We start from the raw sequence: 13,774 nt of genomic DNA, 5'->3' as shown, positions 1-13,774 counted from the left end.
AAAACGGCCGAGGCCGCTTTTACTTGCCCAGGACGTGGTTGACCGCCTGCGCGGCGGTGATGATGCGGCCGGCTTTGCGCTCCGATTCCTGGAACTCGACGGCCGCGTTGGCAATCGCGTTCGGGTCTTCTGCGACGGGTACACGGCCCCGCTCGTTGCCGACTTCCTTGAATTCCACGATCTTCGGCTGCGCCTGCAGCAGCGCCTTCAGCGCATCTGCTGGAGCCAGTTGCTTGGAAGTGCCGGCTTCGGAAAACTCCACAACAGGAGCGTAGTCGGAAGGGCCGCCGGCCTGCATCGTTCCCAGGGCGCCGAGCAGGGCGACGTAGTTATCTTTCTGGCCAGGGTGCATTTGTGCGCTCTGCACCAACGACTCGCAAAACGCGACGTTAGCCTGATTGCGCTGTGCCGCAGCTTGGTCGGCCAGCTCCTTTTCGCGCGCGGCAAAGGCGCCAGCCTGGGCGGTCAAACGCTGATTCTCAGCCTGCAGGGCTGCAATCTCCTGGGGAGTCAGGGACATTACTTCTCCTTCATTGGGGTTGGGGGTGGGTTCGTTAAATGCCGGGACCGTACCTGCGGTGCCGGCCTCCGCTTCCTGCACGTCGGTGGCAGTGCGTTGGATTTGGTCGATCTGCCAGTTTGGGATCATCTGATCGGCCTTCTCGGTGCCGTCCTTGCCGATCACGTACTCGCGCAACGAGCGGAACAGGCCCGCGATGGTCAACCAGGTGTAGCCCTGTTCGCTGAACTCGAACGAGACGATGTTCTCGTCCGCTTCGTTAAATTCAGGATTACGCAGGCCTTTGACGGCCGGTGGCTGCGCGCCCAGGAAACCGACGTGACGCAGGTAGTACACGCCCGGCACTGGATTGCTTGGCGAGTCTGGGTGATAGAAGCTGGCCGAAATCTTCTTGTAGCGACCGGCATCGACCAGCTCGGCAAATGCCGGATCGATCTGCTGCGGCTCTGCGCTAAGGACGCCTTCCGCGAACGACAGCGACTTGATCCAGCCGTAGGCCGGCAAGTCGTGGCGCGGGTGGCCGACGACGACTGGCGCTTCGTGCAGCAACGGATCGTATGCCGCGACCGTAGCCGTTACATCGGATTCGGAGAAATTGAAGGAGCCGCCACTTGCCGCGACGTGCTTGCCAGGTTTGAAGATTTGGATAGTGTTCATGCCGCCATTGTGGGTTGGCGGCGTCACCCGGTTAAGGCTGACGGCGTTCGGGGGGGCGTGCTAGTGCTCGCTTTTTTAGGATAAATGAGTATGCAATCGGTGGCAACATCAAATGATTTACACCTTGCCAGCGCAGTTACCCGCGCGGACCAGATACAAGCCCGTTAAACACCCGTTAAAAAAGCGCATCGATCAAAGTCCATGCCTCCGCCCCGCTCGGTGCTGTTTTATGCCCCAACGCCGTTTTTTCGGAGGCGAACCTTGAGCAAAGAACGAAAGGCAACGCCGGAGTGCTATAGTAACAACACTAGGTGTATGAGGGGTACTCAATTCCTGGCGGCATACGCGGGAAGAACGAGTCAACAATATAGTTAAGGTCGGGTCGATATGTTGGAGAAAATTTTGGGACAAGCTAATCCGCTACAAATGATTGATCAGCAGGACGCCATAAATGAGGCGGTCGTTTTGGATGAATCCGACTACGCCGAGGTAGATGAGGCAACACCAGAAGTCCAGCCTATATCCTATTCGGGCACTGATTTCGATGTCGAAGGGTTAGTGCGCAGGTTGAATCGCGGAGATATCGTAATTCCAACGTTCGGGCACAGCGATCCGAATGTGGAAGTTGCGGGCTTTCAGCGCGCCTTCGTTTGGCGCCCGGCGCAGATGGACAAATTTATCGAATCTCTGCTACTCGGATTTCCTGTACCTGGGATTGTCCTAGTCCAGCAAGCGGATAAGCGGTATCTAGTGTTAGACGGTCAGCAGCGACTGAGCACCCTAGCAGCTTTCTATGACGGGAGACGAGGCAATCAGCTTTTTGCGCTCAAGACCGTCGCTGAAGAGTACCAAGATCTGACTTACTCTACACTTAGCGACGCCCAGCGCAGATCTCTAGATAACACGTTTATCCAGGCGATCATTGTGAAGACGGACGGCTCAACCAATTCGCTAGAGTCTATCTATCAAGTTTTTGAGCGTTTGAACTCTGGTGGTACACAGTTAACGGGCCATGAAATTCGTGTCGCGCTTTATGCGGGCCGTTTAATCGATTTCATCGCTGGGCTAAATCAGCTGCCAAGCTGGAGAGCGCTCTACGGAAAACCGTCACCGCGCCTTCGGGACCAAGAATTGATTCTGCGTATCCTGGCATTCTTCGTTTCTCCTGGGACTTACAAGCGGCCAATGAAGAAGTTCTTGAATGATTTTTCTGGGACTAATCGCGACTGCGCGAATTTGGATAAGGCGCATATCAAGGGGCTTCTAGACCGGGTATGTTCTCTGCTTAATGAGTCTGCTGGCCCCGCGTCGCTCCGACACCTCAGCAAACAAGTCAACGTTGCGATGACGGAAGCGGTAATCGTTGGTCTCATGCGGCGCTTGGAGGTCGGTGACTCCAGCCCGTCGCCTGAAAGTGTGAACCAGGCACTCATAAAACTTCTGGACGACAAAAAATTTGTTGAGTCTATTACTGAGGGTACGGCCGTTGACGACAGCGTTAAGTATCGCCTGGCATTCGCAGCGAAGATATTCGGGGCGCTGTAATGGCTAAAGTCACATCATGGCCACCGTATCAAGTCCATAGGCTGCGAGACTCGTTAGAAGAACTGGGGGAAGTCGTAAAGGCAGCGAGCGACGTAGATATTCTGCCGTGGCTCACTCGCATGCTAGTGGTTCGTAGCAGTGGCTATATAGAGCAAACCTGTCGTGAAGTATTTTGGGGCTACATCGCTGAACGATCGGGAGGCTTGGTCAAGACTTTCGGACACTCGTGGCTCGACAAAAGTAGAAATCCGTCTCCCGATAGTCTCCTAGGTATGATTGGACGATTCGATCTAAATTTAAAAAATGACTTTGATGGATTGCTGGAGATGGATGACCAACGCCTTAGACGCGAACTAGCATATCTTGTGGATCGTCGAAACCATATAGCTCATGGGTTAAGCGAGGGCATTAATCGTGACAAGGCCTTAACGTTGAAAGATGTGTCTTTAGAGATATCGGATTGGTTCATTCTTAAATTTAACCCTATGCGGGTTTAAGACCAAAGCAGCCAACATAACGTTCAGTTCATACTATCGAAATACTCTTGTATTGCTGACCGAATAGCGGTGTCAGCGTCGAGTTGAAGTTCGCCTTGCTCGCTTGTAGGTAGGAATGGGCGCGCCGGAATCACAGAGCCGGGATGGTTTACTTTTGTCACGACTCGACCGTTAAATGCCAAGGCTCGCTTGTTCTTCGGCAGGATCGTGTGCGGGCGAGTCTGACCTCCCAGGTGGTGAATGGCGGCATACACCAGGTTGCTGCCCACGCCGGCCGTGTCATCGGTATGGAACGAGGTCACGGAGTCGCGTAGTCGGCCAGAGTCCTGCAAGATCATGCCGCCCGCGCGCCTGGCTGACGGGTGCTTCAGGCCCAGCCAGTGCGGTCTACCTTGCGCCAGGAAGTTCATCGCGGTGATGCTGACCAGCTCGGTGGCAATGGCACGCATCAGCGGCGCGGGCCGCTCCAGTTTGGCCGCCGTGTCCCGCAGCAGGGTATCGGCAGCGCCGATATCCACATTTATTTCAAAGGTCATCGAGTTGTCCTATAATGGGCGTGCCAGTCTTCGGAATGCTTCCGAGTCCTTCCGCACAGTAGATCGTGTGGTTGATGAGACCTTGCGGGATTGCGCCCCCGCGACTGGCCCTAATTCCCTCTAGCGCAAGCGCTCAAACTTGCTAGTCACGGACCGCTCCGCCGCCTTGTCGTTGGTTCGATACAGCGTTAAAAAGTAATTCTTCAAGCCACTTTTGGTGCGCTTCAGGCCGGCGCGGTACAGAACGCCGTCCAGCTGCAGCACCACCAAGCGATCTTCCCCCTGCTTATATACAGCGCCACGATCAAGGATATCCGGGATCTTCTGGTAGTCCTCCAGACCAATCTCGGGGTGCTTTGCCAGGTGTTCAGCCAAAGAAGTTTGCGACAGGTACACGGTCTGGCTTAGCGCACCAATGGCGGCCACGTCACTCGGCTTCAACACGGCCACAGGGAAGTCCTCCTGCGATTTGCCGGCGAAGAAGCGCTGGAAGTCAGGCCCTTTGATCGTCCCTCGGATGTACTGCCTGGCCACCTGGTAGTCATAGCTGTCCAACTTGGGTTGGTACGCGGCCATCGCCTGATTGGTATTCCAGCCAGGGTCGGTCTGGAAAGACTTGTCCATGCCAGGCAGCTTGATCCGCGTCACCTTGGTAGTCCCCTTGCTGGGGTCGCGCTTGGAAATCGGCACCTCGACCTGGTGGGTGAATTCCCGCGAGTCCGACAGCTTGTAGCCCTGTGCCTCCATGGTCGACTTGCGCATGTTGATGACCGTGCAGCGGCATCCAAAGCCGTTTGGTGGCCAGATGTAGCGCCAGATCGGATCATCGGCACTGAATACCCGGCCGTGCAGCGCGCGGTGCCTGGGGCGCGTATGGTTATCCAGGACAGCGGTGTACATCCAGAACGGGTGCGTGTCCGCAGACTCGGTGAAAGCGTTAAACTTGCCCGCCATGTAAGACGTGCGAATATTCGTGTCGAAGATCGTTTTGAGCCGGCGCGGTGAACCGTATTGCACCGGCCGCAGCGAGTTTGGGTAGGTCGCTGTCACTTCGCCGGTGGCCGGGTCGATGGCCTTGCCCCACCAGCCTTTCTTCTGCAGCAGCGGGGTAAGACGATCCTGGAACTGGGCGAACGTGGTCCCGTTCTTCTGTGCGTCCATGAGGGCGTCATGGATATCCTGCAGCACGTCCAGCTTTGCGCAGTTTGCCACCGTGAACGCGCGCGCGTGCGCCTCCTGCCACACCTCCTGCCACCCGCCGCTAGTCACCAGTCCTTTGGCGCCCAAAAACGCGATGGCGCGCTCCGGCGGCAGATTAAACGCCACCCGGATATCGGTTGCCTTCATCAATCGTCCTGGCCTGGCACGTCCGCCTGGCCGACCAGCTGAGAAACAAACTCTGCCTGGCCCAGCAGCTGCTGCAGGCGGTCGCTGTCCATCATGGGGAATGCCTCCGCTACTGCGTTAAACGCTTCCTCGAACGAAGCCGCGCCCTGCAGCGCCTCAACCAGCGGCGCCAGCAACGCACTGGCCAGCGGCTGCAGCTTCTGCGCACGTCCGTCAACCGTATCGGTCAGGGCTTTCTCCAGGGCGATCTGGCCTGCCAGGCGCGTGAGGTCGTTCTCGGAGAACTCCGTTTCGGTGAGCGCTGCGCTGGCGGCGCCGGCCGGGGCCGCGTCCTTGCCAGGAACGACTTCCCATTCGCCGCCATAGGTCTCGTGGATCGACTTCAACGTGGGCCTGTACCCAACCCTGGAGATATTGAGATCTCGCTCCGAGCGCTCCTTCAGATCCGCCGGCTCTTCGACGATGCGCGAGATACGTGGCACGCCCGCGCCTGGCATGTTGAGGTCGACTAGCCACTGCGCCACGGTCGCGTTCAGAGTGTCGGACAGCAGGTCCGCATCGGCCTTGACCAGCTCGATGCGGACTTCCTTCTTGGTGATTGCAGCAGCAGCCAGAGCGCCGCCGCCGTTCTTGCCGCCGCTGTCGCCCAGCACGATCTCCTCGATCTGCTCATCCATATAGCGCGCCATGCGCTCATAGGCGTCGCTGCCGCCAGATCGTGCAGCCTCCAAAAACTCCACCTTCATGTTGTCAGGAATAGCGATGGACGTTTCCTGGGCAATAGCGTCTAAGGAGGACAGCAGATCGTCGATCTCCTTGTTCGATGCGCCCTGGGCATGATGGCCCACTGCCGTGGGCGACGCGAATTTGTCCAGGAACACCAACCAGGCGGCGATATCCTGACGCTTAAAGAAGGCAGGCCAGAACAGGCGTGTGCCGAGGCCTAAACCGAAGGGGCTACCGTCTTTGCCTCCGTAGGTGTGGACGATGAACTTCCGGTCGGGCAGCGCCTCCCCAGTCATCATGTTGCCCCAAGTGAGCATCCGCAGGTTGTAATCCATATCGAAGGTAAAGCGGCGCTGATTGCGCGGCAGGATTCTCTTTACGATGTACTCGCTGCCCTCGGTGGCCCACACAATCTCACCAACCGAGAAGCCCTTGAGGACGGCGTCAAGGCTGTTTAATGTGACTGTATCGAAGTTGATGCGCATCAGATTGCGTTTGACCATCTCGGCGGCAGCAACGTCGCGCGCGCTCTTCGATGCTGGGTCCACTTGCCACGGCCGGCCGATCACGGCCAGCTTACGCTTCTGCAGCGACGAGAAAACCTTCGCGTCGCGCTCAATATCGTCGTAGATCTTCAGACCCTTACCGTTGCCACGCTGCAGCAGCGTGTCATCTTGAGGTGTCAAAACACCTGCAAACTGAGGGATGGTAATGTCGCGCTGGCTGGTAGCGATGACGGTGGTCAACGCGGCTTTGTCTTGTTGGGTCATGATCGGTCCTGTTATTTCTTAACGGTGCACGTGCCGGCTCAGCCGTTCACGTAATCAGAAGTGTTCGACGAGGATCGGCGCCGGCCGCTGGATCGTCCGCGCGTGCCGCCCATACGGGCCAAGAAGATCGCCCACAACATCTGCAGCGCATCTGGGCCGTCGTCGTGATCCGCCATTGGGAAGTGCTTCAGCTGATCCATCAGCGTGTTTTGCGACGGGTGAAGGCGGATCAAGCCATTCGCAACGTGGGGCTGTAGCGCCTCGATCCGCAGAATCTTGTCCTCGTGCGGGGTCACAGGGATCGCAGGAACAGGCATGCCTTGTGCGGCACTACGCTTGACCAGCTCGGTGCGCAAGAACTCCTGGAACTGGACGACCTCAAAGGCCCAGGCAACGCAGTTGTATTCGCGCTGCAGCGTGATAATGTCGGAGATGATCTTGTCCGGGACGCGCTTGGCGATCTTGGCCTCGACGACGTCCAGCACGCCAGTGACGCGATTGCCGCCGCCTATCAGCAGCGCCGATGGGTCGCGCGACTTACCTTTTTTGCCTAGCGACGGATCGCAGGCGCCGTAGAACACCCATTCGTTAAGTCGGTTCACCCAGAACTGGATGCAGTTGGCGAACGGGGCGTCCTCGCCGCTGATCGGGTCATTCTGCTGCTCGGAGTCGAATGCGGCTTTGCCATCGCGCGCGCGCTTGACCATGAGCTTGTAGAAGGTCGTGCCGCTTGGCCAGCAGATGCTGGCGCCTCGGTCCATTGGCGCTTTGTTCGCCGCATAGAAGGCTTCCGCCTCGCCCGGATCGGCGTTGAGCAGCAGTTCAGCCCATGTGTCCCACAGGTCCATGCGATCCGGCCACTGCTCGACGGCCCTGAACTTAACGCCGCGCCATAGCCGGTTGCCGATCAGCCGCGAGAGCACCGAGTCGTAGTGCAAGATCGTGCCGATAATGAACACGTCCATGCTGTCGTCAGCCGCGCCCAGGGACAGCAGACTCTTGTTCACCCAAGACAAAAGCTTGTCGCGTTGCTCAGGGCTGCGAACGTTCTCATCGTTCTCCAGGTCGTCACCAATGATCAAGTCAGGACGGTATGGCCCATGGCGCCGGCCACGGATTTTCTTACCCGAACCGAACACCTCGACCTTGACGTCGTTCTTCGTGACGATAACGCCGACCTGCCAGACACGGCCCTGGCCAGTGGCTTCCGGGAAGTCCATCAGAAGCCGTGGATTGAACTCCAGCTCGGCCTTGATCGCCTCCAACATAGGCAGTGCCTGGTCAAGCGCATCCATGACGATCAGCGGGTATCGCTTGCGGCCGGTGCAAATGCACCAGAGCGTCCCGATCTGCGTAATGATGGTGGACTTGGCGTGGCCGCGCGGCGCCGCAACGGCTTCGTGATCGCCAATCTCGTTATCGACCACCTCTTGGAAGCGGTCGAACAGATAGTCGTGAAGAGTGGCCGGATCGTGCTTGATGTAGTGCGGGAAGTAAGTCTGAGCAAACTTCCTGAACGACGCGAACGCACCCAAGCGTCGCTCCTGCATCGCGGCGGGCGTCGGATCGAAGCCATCGCACTGGGCCTCGATGGCCATGCGCAGGCCGCTGGCCAGCTCTGTGACGCTGGCCAGGAAATCCTTCTTAGTTAGCTTCTGTTTTGATTTCATCATGTGGCTATTGCGCAGCGATTTCTGCTGCGACTAAGGCGATGGCGATTTGGCCGGCGCCGCCCGGATAGGCGGCAATGGCGGATCGAATCGCCGTTAACGCTCCAAAGACCTGGTCCTGCATGGGAGGGGGCATGTCCGCGATGCTGCCTTTGATTGCCAGGAGAACGGTTTGCTCTTCAGTCATATCTATCCGTACGTGCGGGCCAGCTCATCTCCGAACGGTTCCAGCAGTTCGGCAAATGCTTGGGCGTGTTTGGGGTAGCGCTGCTGCACGAAGGCCGCCAGCTTCTGCACCACCTCCATTGCGGTCGCCAGTTCCGATGTTTCAGGCAAGATGCGTTTGGACGCGGAGACGGTCTTGTTGAAAGCGTCGGCCAGGCTGGACAGCATGTGGACCTTATCGGCCGGCTTGATTTCGGTATTGCGGCTGATCTCGTCCATGCTCGACTGATACTGCGTGACGAGGCCGGCCAGCATCTGGCGGCCAATGTCCTCGATGCTGCCGCCGGCCATCAGTTGGGCGGCCTGCGCTTTATCCCAGTCATCGCCGCTCTGTGCTGCGTTGGACTTCCAGCGGCTTGCTGTGCCGTAGGACACGCCGCATTTCATCGCCGCCACCTCCAGCGATAGCCGGTCGAAGACGTATGCGCGGCGTACCTTGTCGCGGGTTTCAGGTGGATGCGCCATGCGTTAAAAACCCAGCTTCGCCTTGGCGATCATCACACCCACAGCAGCGATGGCGCCCGATACGCCACCGGCAGCGGCGCCGTAAGCAGCGGCCTGCTTCTTCATGTTGTCCATGCTGGCGTCGATGCCGTCCACCTTCTTGGCGATGGTGCGCAGCAGCTGGAGTTCTTCGCTGATCTCTGGCTGCTTGGTGATGTTGGTATCGCTCATTGCTTGTCAGCTTTCATATCAAGTTTGTCAAATAGGCGGTCAACCTTGCGGCTGACTTCGTGCATTGCTTCGACCATCTCCTGGCGCCCGTTTGCGACGTCAGCTTTCGCAGCGAAATCGCGGGCGCACTGCAACTGGTACTCATGGAAGTGCGAAGCAAGCTCGCTGTGCGCCTTCTTCGCGCTGTCCAGGTCGGCCTGCAGCCGGCTCATCCACTGCCGAACAAAGAAACCCAAGCAGAGCAAGATGAGTCCGAAGCAGCCGGTTAGCATCTGGCTGATGCTGACGTCAACGCTCATAGAAAGACTTCTCGCGTTGGGCCTGGCAACCGACACAGAGGGTGCAGCCGGGGACGGCCTCGCGGCGTGCTTGAGGGATCGCATCGTCGCAATCCTCACATTCGGTGGCACTGTCGGCCGCCGATTTGCCGGCCAACTTCGCGCGGGCTTGCTGAGCGGCCAGGGCGACCGCGCGTGCGTGTTCTTCCTGCGCGGTGGCAGTATCGGAAATATCAGTCATGGGTGGTGGCGTTCGTTGGTGATTGTTCTGGAATGACCGGCGCGAACCAGTCGATCAACCGCTGGAGCCGGCTGCGACAGACGCCGTATTGCTCTTTAACGGTGACGGCCCAGCCGGCGACGTCGTCGTCGGTGGCTTCGGCGCCCGACTCTTCGACGTCGGGATCGGCGGCAGCGGCGGAACTGGTTGCAGCAGCGTGGACGTCGGCATCGGGCAGTCCATGAGATGCGTCTCCTGGCGTGGTGGCCGTGGCGTTGAGCACGCGGACAGCGCCAGCATCCAAACAAACGCGGCCAGTGGTGTGCGATTTAAGGGCATTACGTTGTTCCTGTGCGAGTTTGCGATATTGGGTTTCGGATTCGGCCAGAGCCTTCTCCAGCTTGTTTGCACGCGTGACGGCTTCTTTCAGGCGAACGCGGCCGGCTTCGGCAGTGGCGGCATCGGCGCGGGCATCATTGACCTGATGCGTGGCCAGCTGGTCCTTCACGGATTCATGGGTCCAGGTGTGAGCGGCGTAGCCGACCAAGCAGCCGACTAACCAAGCGGCGGCTACCGCGATCCCTACGAGACCGGGAATGCCGCGCGAGACGACTGGGGCTTCGCTCATATTCCCTCCGTCACGACCGCGCCCCAGCCGGCGTATGCCGACTGCAGCGTTACCAGGATGCGTTGCGGGTAGCCCAGATTCTCAGCACAATGCAGCGCTGCGCGACTCGCCCGGCCGCACTGCGCATCCACAGCGCCGTGCGTTAAGTTGGTGGCAGTGCTGGCCTCTTTCTGCCAATGGCCCAGGCCACCGTTGTAGGATCGCAGCATTGCCCACAGGCGGTCGTACAGGGTTGCGCCGACCACGCGGTCGAATAGCCAGCGGTCATAGCCGACCAACGACCGCATCGCCCAGGTAGGATTGTTCGGCTGGCAGTCGGCTGTGGTAAGGCCGACGAGGTGGCACCACCAGGTTGCGGTTGCCGGCATGAACTGGCTCATGCCGCGTGCGCCTACCCTGGAGACAGCGGCAGGGTTCCAGCCGCTCTCCTGGTGGATCTGCGCCGCAAACACTGGGATGGGCGCATCCATGCCCCAGGTGCTATGAGCGATGCGCGTCAGTTCGGCGCGATAGGCATTTGCGCTGCGCGGCACAGCGACCGACGCCTCGGCACCAGGCACGATTGCCAGGCACATTGCCGCCGCCAAGACGATGGCAGCATGTTGGCGAAGAGCGCGCAGCATGTTAGGCGCCCAGGCCAACTGCGATCATTGCAGCGGCGACGATGACAGCACGGCGAATCATGGAGACGCAGAACAGCAGATCGTTCGGCGGTTGGTAGTCCAACTCAAAACACAGCGCTTCATCGACGCCGGATTCGCGCTCGACTTCGCTGCCGATGAACGCGTCAGGGCGGGCGTACGGGAACAGGCTGCGGTCGAGCCAGTAGCCCATGCAGCCAGCGATGGCGATCAGGCTAATTTTGTAGACGCTGACGGGCAACTGCTGTGGCGCCAGCAGGAAGGCCAGCGCGCAGGTAACAACCGCCACGAGCAGCCATTCAAACATGCGCGGCAGACGGTCGGTGATGAAGCCAGGCACGGCGGCGATGGCGTTGCGGAAATACCAGGCCAGACCGGCGGTCAGGCAGAGGCAAAACCAAGGGAGGAATTTCATGGCGCTCCTAGCGTTAAGTAAAGGGAACGTGTAACGGAAAACACGTTCGCAGCTTACGCGCGCGCGAAGCGGGAAATAAGGTTGAGTTGGTTCCGGCGGAAGAAGTGAGGCTAGAATGAGGACACGTGGTGAGTAATCATCATATTGTCTCCGGTAGCGGAGTCCCAATTACTCTTGAAAGAATATTTGATGGCTACATTCAGCGAAAGAAATGGCTACAAAAAGGTACCGCTCGCTATGGTTCCGGAGTCCATGCCAGAAGGGCTTCGCAATAAACTTTGGAATCTATTTGATCGCGTCATGACGCCGGACAAATTAGAGAAGATAACATTCCACCTCTGGTTTCATCTCTACAAGGAGCCTTTGGATACCAGAGGCGTCATAGTCTCGGACTTTCGCACCGATTGGCGATACACAGTCGCAAAGATCCGCGAACGTTTTCTTACTAGCGAGTGGTACGTCGTGTATGACCACTTAGAGCTGTTAATAGGCGAAGATATCCTCTCCGAACAACTCGTCAACGCGATACTTGAGCAAGAGCAGGCGGCCTATCGCTCCGTACAAGGGCAGATAGTACAAATTACTGACGCCGTTGAAATTGCCGCAGTCGAGCTTGCTGCCAACACTGGCGGCAGATTTAGTTCATCTAGCCAACACATCAAGAACGCGCTAACACTGCTTTCTGACCGAGCAAATCCTGATTACCGCAATTCGATTAAGGAATCGATTTCTGCAGTTGAAGCGATGGGGAAGACGCTGAATGGAAGTGAAAAAGGAACTTTGGACGATGCATTAAAAGGCTTAAAAAAACGCCCACTTTACAATCCCGCTCTGCTGGACGGTTTTAGAAAAATCTACGGGTGGAGTTCCGATAGCGAAGACGGTATCCGCCACTCCATGAAAAAGACCCCAAGCTTAGAATATGTAGAAGCTAAGTTCTTTTTGATTTCATGCAGCGCGTTTGTAAACTATCTGAAGGCCGTAGGCGCTGACGGCCAGGAATGACTCCCGGCCAATCAGCTTAGAAAAGTGAAACCTGCCGATCATCGATTGATGCGCCGGCCTCAGAAAGTATTTTCTGAATTGCACGCTCCGTCAGGACATATTCCAGTGCGAGTTGACGGAGCGTCTTTCCCTTTACGAACTTATAAACAATTTCTCTGTTTCGTACCAAGCGTATGGCGCCAGCAGCGCGCGGTATATCAAAGTGGTCCATTCCGCCGAATTCTGCCGAAAGCTTACATGCTTCATCGAATCCGATCATTCGGGCAAGGATGTGATCCGGTCTCATCGTCACCGGAACATACAAGCGCACACCGCCATAATTTTGTACCAATTTCAGCGCGGCCGATAGCCCCACGATTGCAGCGATATGCCGCACCTGGTGAGGCAGATCCGTCAATGCGATCTGGTCTGGGTGTAATACCGAAGTCATCGTTCCCTCCGTCCATGACGCTTTGCATCGTAGCTCAGCGCAGCGATGACCTTCGCCAAGTGTTCTGGCTCGCAGAACTCTATTCGATCGATTTTGCATATCCGCTTCGCCATCGAATCAGCATAGGACCAGGGCCGCTTGGCTTCCGCCAATTGCGCCTCGATCTTTTCGATGTAGTCTGCCCGATTACCTGCACCAGCTGGGCGACCGCGATCTGCCCGCTTTGCAACAACCTTGAAGCCTAGCGATTTAAAGTGGGCTATCAGGGCTTTCCTGCCCGCCGCATCAAGCTGCGCTGAACTGTCCCTCCCGGTAATTTTCAGCAAAACGCTACGGTAGACGTCGTCCTCAAGCGAGAGGAATTTCTTGGCGACGTGGATCATTGCCAGCTCGGACTTCCGGGTCAGCTCGGTATTTACTTTTTGCATGATGCCTCCTGACGGCCGTTTGGATATCGGCGCTCCATGTAGCAGGCCCTACAGGTGTTATCGATGCCGTCACCGTCCTTTTTCGCAAAGAAGAACTCAGTGTCAGCCGGCCAGTAGTCCTGGCATCCGCTGCAGCGTTTGTACAAATCGCCATCCTGTATTTGGTACTTGCCAGTTGCGAGGCCAGCAGAAAATTTGTCCGCTGTGGGTGCCGCAGGCTTGTATTGAAGTACGCTCATGGCTACCTCTCAGGCAAGCGCGCCGGTGGCGGCCTTGTTTGGCCCGCTTTCGCAGGCGGTTGCCGCATACGCGCGGACTTTATTGATTGCTGTTTCTTTGTCCATTTTTTCCTTGGCTGCTCTTCAGTACCAGGCAACCACGCCTGGCAGACCGGGCTATCGCCCGGTTTCGCATTGGAGTTAGAACTGTTCGTGATCATCCAGGTCGTCTGGCTTTGGCTCCGGCCTAGCTCTTACCTCGCGAGGGTCCACCACTTCCATCTCCGTGTGAATACGCTCGCAGCTGGTCAAAACGGACTTATTCAGACCGTTCCCGGTGTAG

General features: G+C 57.7%; 18 protein-coding genes and 1 other RNA gene. 3 read left to right on the top strand and 16 right to left on the bottom strand.

Annotation, left to right across the window (positions count from 1 at the left end):
* Window positions 1–19: 19 nt before the first annotated feature.
* On the bottom strand, window positions 20–1,177 hold the full coding sequence (locus FHW83_RS23670; RefSeq protein ID WP_176648822.1) for a peptidase: 1,158 nt from the start codon (window positions 1,175–1,177) through the stop codon (window positions 20–22).
* A 387-nt stretch (window positions 1,178–1,564) separates the two neighbouring features.
* On the opposite strand from FHW83_RS23670, the gene FHW83_RS23665 reads away from it, so the two are divergent.
* Both FHW83_RS23665 and FHW83_RS31390 read left to right on the top strand, forming a co-directional pair.
* On the top strand, window positions 1,565–2,722 hold the full coding sequence (locus FHW83_RS23665; RefSeq protein WP_176648821.1) for a DUF262 domain-containing protein: 1,158 nt from the start codon (window positions 1,565–1,567) through the stop codon (window positions 2,720–2,722).
* A complete protein-coding gene (locus FHW83_RS31390) occupies window positions 2,722–3,219 on the top strand; it encodes a HEPN domain-containing protein (RefSeq protein WP_373997257.1) in 498 nt (165 codons plus the stop codon). Before FHW83_RS23665 ends, FHW83_RS31390 begins: the two co-directional genes overlap by 1 nt.
* 23 nt (window positions 3,220–3,242) lie before the next feature.
* Here FHW83_RS31390 and FHW83_RS23660 read toward each other — a convergent pair whose 3' ends face one another.
* The 12 genes from FHW83_RS23660 to FHW83_RS23605 form a co-directional block, all read right to left on the bottom strand.
* Complete coding sequence (locus FHW83_RS23660) at window positions 3,243–3,755, bottom strand: phage virion morphogenesis protein (protein ID WP_176648820.1); 513 nt, start codon at window positions 3,753–3,755, stop codon at window positions 3,243–3,245.
* A 120-nt stretch (window positions 3,756–3,875) separates the two neighbouring features.
* Window positions 3,876–5,102 (bottom strand): phage minor head protein, encoded by a 1,227-nt coding sequence (locus FHW83_RS23655; protein ID WP_176648819.1) that lies wholly within the window; start codon window positions 5,100–5,102, stop codon window positions 3,876–3,878.
* A complete protein-coding gene (locus tag FHW83_RS23650) occupies window positions 5,102–6,598 on the bottom strand; it encodes a DUF935 domain-containing protein (protein WP_176648818.1) in 1,497 nt (498 codons plus the stop codon). Before FHW83_RS23650 ends, FHW83_RS23655 begins: the two co-directional genes overlap by 1 nt.
* A 38-nt stretch (window positions 6,599–6,636) precedes the next feature.
* Window positions 6,637–8,271 (bottom strand): phage terminase large subunit, encoded by a 1,635-nt coding sequence (gene terL / locus FHW83_RS23645; protein WP_176648817.1) that lies wholly within the window; start codon window positions 8,269–8,271, stop codon window positions 6,637–6,639.
* Between the two features lie 4 nt (window positions 8,272–8,275).
* On the bottom strand, window positions 8,276–8,455 hold the full coding sequence (locus FHW83_RS23640) for a hypothetical protein (RefSeq protein WP_176648816.1): 180 nt from the start codon (window positions 8,453–8,455) through the stop codon (window positions 8,276–8,278).
* Window positions 8,456–8,457: 2 nt separating this feature from the next.
* Entirely contained in the window at window positions 8,458–8,958 is a 501-nt protein-coding gene (locus FHW83_RS23635) for a DUF1804 family protein (RefSeq protein ID WP_176648815.1), read from the bottom strand.
* Window positions 8,959–8,961: 3 nt separating this feature from the next.
* A complete protein-coding gene (locus tag FHW83_RS23630) occupies window positions 8,962–9,168 on the bottom strand; it encodes a hypothetical protein (protein ID WP_161080316.1) in 207 nt (68 codons plus the stop codon).
* Window positions 9,165–9,467: a hypothetical protein gene (locus FHW83_RS23625; protein ID WP_176648814.1), complete on the bottom strand. Its 303-nt coding sequence runs from the start codon at window positions 9,465–9,467 to the stop codon at window positions 9,165–9,167. Before FHW83_RS23625 ends, FHW83_RS23630 begins: the two co-directional genes overlap by 4 nt.
* On the bottom strand, window positions 9,457–9,687 hold the full coding sequence (locus tag FHW83_RS23620) for a TraR/DksA C4-type zinc finger protein (protein ID WP_176648813.1): 231 nt from the start codon (window positions 9,685–9,687) through the stop codon (window positions 9,457–9,459). Before FHW83_RS23620 ends, FHW83_RS23625 begins: the two co-directional genes overlap by 11 nt.
* A complete protein-coding gene (locus FHW83_RS23615; protein ID WP_176648812.1) occupies window positions 9,680–10,294 on the bottom strand; it encodes a hypothetical protein in 615 nt (204 codons plus the stop codon). The genes FHW83_RS23620 and FHW83_RS23615 overlap by 8 nt, the downstream gene beginning before the upstream one ends.
* Complete coding sequence (locus FHW83_RS23610; protein ID WP_229224330.1) at window positions 10,291–10,917, bottom strand: lytic transglycosylase domain-containing protein; 627 nt, start codon at window positions 10,915–10,917, stop codon at window positions 10,291–10,293. The genes FHW83_RS23615 and FHW83_RS23610 overlap by 4 nt, the downstream gene beginning before the upstream one ends.
* 1 nt (window position 10,918) lies before the next feature.
* Window positions 10,919–11,350 carry a putative holin gene (locus tag FHW83_RS23605; protein WP_176648811.1) on the bottom strand — a complete coding sequence of 144 codons (432 nt, stop codon included), beginning with the start codon at window positions 11,348–11,350 and terminating at the stop codon, window positions 10,919–10,921.
* 189 nt (window positions 11,351–11,539) lie between these two features.
* Between FHW83_RS23605 and FHW83_RS23600 the strand changes: the two genes are divergently transcribed.
* Window positions 11,540–12,355: an AbiJ-NTD4 domain-containing protein gene (locus FHW83_RS23600; RefSeq protein ID WP_176648810.1), complete on the top strand. Its 816-nt coding sequence runs from the start codon at window positions 11,540–11,542 to the stop codon at window positions 12,353–12,355.
* Window positions 12,356–12,371: 16 nt separating this feature from the next.
* Here FHW83_RS23600 and FHW83_RS23595 read toward each other — a convergent pair whose 3' ends face one another.
* The 3 genes from FHW83_RS23595 to FHW83_RS23585 all read right to left on the bottom strand — a co-directional run bounded on the left by FHW83_RS23595 (window position 12,372) and on the right by FHW83_RS23585 (window position 13,627).
* Window positions 12,372–12,785, bottom strand: a complete 414-nt coding sequence (locus FHW83_RS23595) for a Mor transcription activator family protein (RefSeq protein ID WP_176648809.1) — start codon at window positions 12,783–12,785, stop codon at window positions 12,372–12,374.
* Window positions 12,782–13,213, bottom strand: coding sequence for a gp16 family protein (locus tag FHW83_RS23590; RefSeq protein ID WP_176648808.1), 432 nt, complete (start codon window positions 13,211–13,213; stop codon window positions 12,782–12,784). Before FHW83_RS23590 ends, FHW83_RS23595 begins: the two co-directional genes overlap by 4 nt.
* A gap of 349 nt (window positions 13,214–13,562) precedes the next feature.
* An RNA gene (locus FHW83_RS23585) (hammerhead ribozyme type II) lies at window positions 13,563–13,627 on the bottom strand.
* Window positions 13,628–13,774 lie beyond the last annotated feature (147 nt).

Source organism: Duganella sp. SG902 (assembly GCF_013376005.1).
Taxonomy (GTDB): Bacteria; Pseudomonadota; Gammaproteobacteria; order Burkholderiales; family Burkholderiaceae_D; genus Rugamonas.
The sequence above is the reverse complement of the archived record's forward strand: the minus strand, read 5'-3'. Positions and strand labels throughout refer to the sequence as shown.